Raw genomic sequence first — 1,976 nt, 5'->3', positions numbered from 1 at the left:
CGAATGACAAAGTCGCTTGGTAGTTACGATACGACAGAATCGCTTGGTGATCACATGTGAGTTATTAAGGGCTCTAACTCATTTCTGCCCCATTATTTGGTAGACCTTTCACTCATTCATATCCTGTTCACGGACTTTTTCCATATTAAAAGTTATGCGACACAGAAAATATCCCCAATGATTTCCCTCACTAGTCCATTGGGTTAGATTGAAGCTTAAAAAAGAAAGAGCTTATTGCCGATTCATTTAATGCTGGTGTAAACTTGGAAGACATTGGAGAGAGTTGGTGTAAATCATTGGATAGAATGACATTTTTCACTAGGTTAGAGCGCCAGATTCTTTCTGGTAAAAAAACTGCAACGATTAGAGATAAATCTGAAAGCCATTATTACCCTGGACAGGTTGTTGAAGCATTTACTCTCGAAGATGAGCGGAAAATCTGCAGACTAGAAATAGTTGATGTTGAGAATGTTGAGTTTGAAAATCTCTGTAGAAAACATGCCAAAGCGGAGAATTTACCATTTGTTTTTATGCTCAAATGGCTATTACGAAAGATATACCCAACGGAATCTAGTTTGTATTTTGTCAGCTTTAAAGTTGTTGGGTAACTCATGGCACCTTAGTATAAACATTCATCCGCGGCAATCTGTAACTAAGAAATGCCCCATTGCGTACTTAGAACACATGAAGACATCATGAGAATGATTTTGGCGACAGCTTGTTGCCAAATTGTCCAACACCTATTTTTGCAAGAGGCTATTGCAAAATTGCGGTATAGGTTGCTTCGTAAATTATTTATGACTCAAAGTCAGCCAGAGAGGGATTGAACTCAGTTTAAAACCCTGCAAATTTCCTTACTTTCGCTTAACTATTTTTAAGGCCTAGTAGCAGAGAAGTGAATATTGCTCTCTGGTCTTGTAGGCTCTCGAAGTATAGCTGGTCTAACTCTTCTACCTGAGCGATGGCTTTTTTCGTTAGAGATTCTCCAGTTTTCGAGAGTTTGAGCGAAAAACTACGTGTATCTCTAACGTCTTTATCTTTAATTATGATCTCATTAGCGACTAGAGTCTTCATCGACTTGGATAGTGTCATCTTATCCAAGCCAGTGATATTGACTATTTCTGCTTGTGTTGTTTCGTTTTTATGCTTGTTACACCATAGTATGGAGGCGAGTATAACAAACTGAGTATGATTAATATTTAGAGGCTTGAGGTGCTTCATTACCTCTGAATGCCATTTATTGTAAACAACCCAGAGCTGTAGACCTACGCTGTTCGAAGGGAGTTCGTGCTTAAACATTGTGTTCAGCCCTTTTTTTTAGTCCTTCAAGAGTAGACGGTAGACCTTTATAGATTTTCTTTCCAATGATTTTCCCAAACAAAAAACTAGTTAAACCTGAAAACTTAACTCTATGAATTACTTGAGTTGCTTTTCCATTGACCTGCAAATGATGCTCAAATGATAGAACGCAGAATGGTAGTTTACTTGTTACAGTAAAGTGCTTATTTGGTATAGCATCTGCAATTACAATCTGTGATTTAGGTCCATTACTCGGCTTCAGAATACCTTTAGTACCGATCTTGAATTCTCCCATGAGATGAGAGTAGTCAACTTCTTCATCCCATTGACTCCAATTTTCGACATCGGTATATAACGAATATATGTCTTGAGGTGAGGCTTCAATGCAAATACGTTCTTCAAAAATCATTCTGTTCCATCTCGACTGGAAGTTAGTAAACTAGTTTACTATATTTTGTTGTGGGCATGTTTGCAAGAGCAAGTAAGTGTATTTGAATAGGAGGTAGGAGTGCGCGCTTAATAACTCTTGTCTATAGGCATTTAAAATGGGAACGAAGTTAACAATTTACCATACCTGTAGTTATTGATGGTTTGCTAATTTAGCAAAAGCACTGACACATTATTGTCCGTGCGACGTGAAGTCGCATGAAGCGCTGTTCACCGCGATAAGAGTGAAC

At 38.1% G+C, this 1,976-nt stretch carries 3 protein-coding genes; 1 reads left to right on the top strand and 2 read right to left on the bottom strand.

Annotation, left to right across the window (positions count from 1 at the left end; all coding sequences use genetic code 11):
* The first annotated feature begins 263 nt into the window (after positions 1-263).
* The gene (yqfB, locus tag AB6D07_RS22890; protein ID WP_371691292.1) at positions 264-608 is read left to right on the top strand and encodes a N(4)-acetylcytidine aminohydrolase; all 345 of its coding nucleotides are present in this window, start codon (positions 264-266) and stop codon (positions 606-608) included.
* A 256-nt stretch (positions 609-864) separates the two neighbouring features.
* On the opposite strand, the gene AB6D07_RS22885 is transcribed toward yqfB, so the two are convergent.
* Together AB6D07_RS22885 and AB6D07_RS22880 are read right to left on the bottom strand one after the other, a co-directional pair.
* Positions 865-1,299, bottom strand: a complete 435-nt coding sequence (locus AB6D07_RS22885; protein WP_016767834.1) for a MarR family winged helix-turn-helix transcriptional regulator — start codon at positions 1,297-1,299, stop codon at positions 865-867.
* Positions 1,292-1,708 carry an SRPBCC family protein gene (locus AB6D07_RS22880; protein ID WP_016767833.1) on the bottom strand — a complete coding sequence of 139 codons (417 nt, stop codon included), beginning with the start codon at positions 1,706-1,708 and terminating at the stop codon, positions 1,292-1,294. Before AB6D07_RS22880 ends, AB6D07_RS22885 begins: the two co-directional genes overlap by 8 nt.
* Between the last annotated feature and the right edge of the window lie 268 nt (positions 1,709-1,976).

It is taken from the genome of Vibrio sp. 10N.239.312.C11 (genome assembly GCF_041466065.1).
GTDB lineage: Bacteria > Pseudomonadota > Gammaproteobacteria > Enterobacterales > Vibrionaceae > Vibrio > Vibrio tasmaniensis_A.
The sequence above is the reverse complement of the archived record's forward strand: the minus strand, read 5'-3'. Positions and strand labels throughout refer to the sequence as shown.

What these genes read in the sequence shown, in the direction of transcription:
- AB6D07_RS22885 (WP_016767834.1), bottom strand. Translation starts at nt 1,299, where the DNA reads ATGTTTAAGCACGAACTCCCTTCGAACAGCGTAGGTCTACAGCTCTGG.
- AB6D07_RS22880 (WP_016767833.1), bottom strand. Translation starts at nt 1,708, where the DNA reads ATGATTTTTGAAGAACGTATTTGCATTGAAGCCTCACCTCAAGACATA.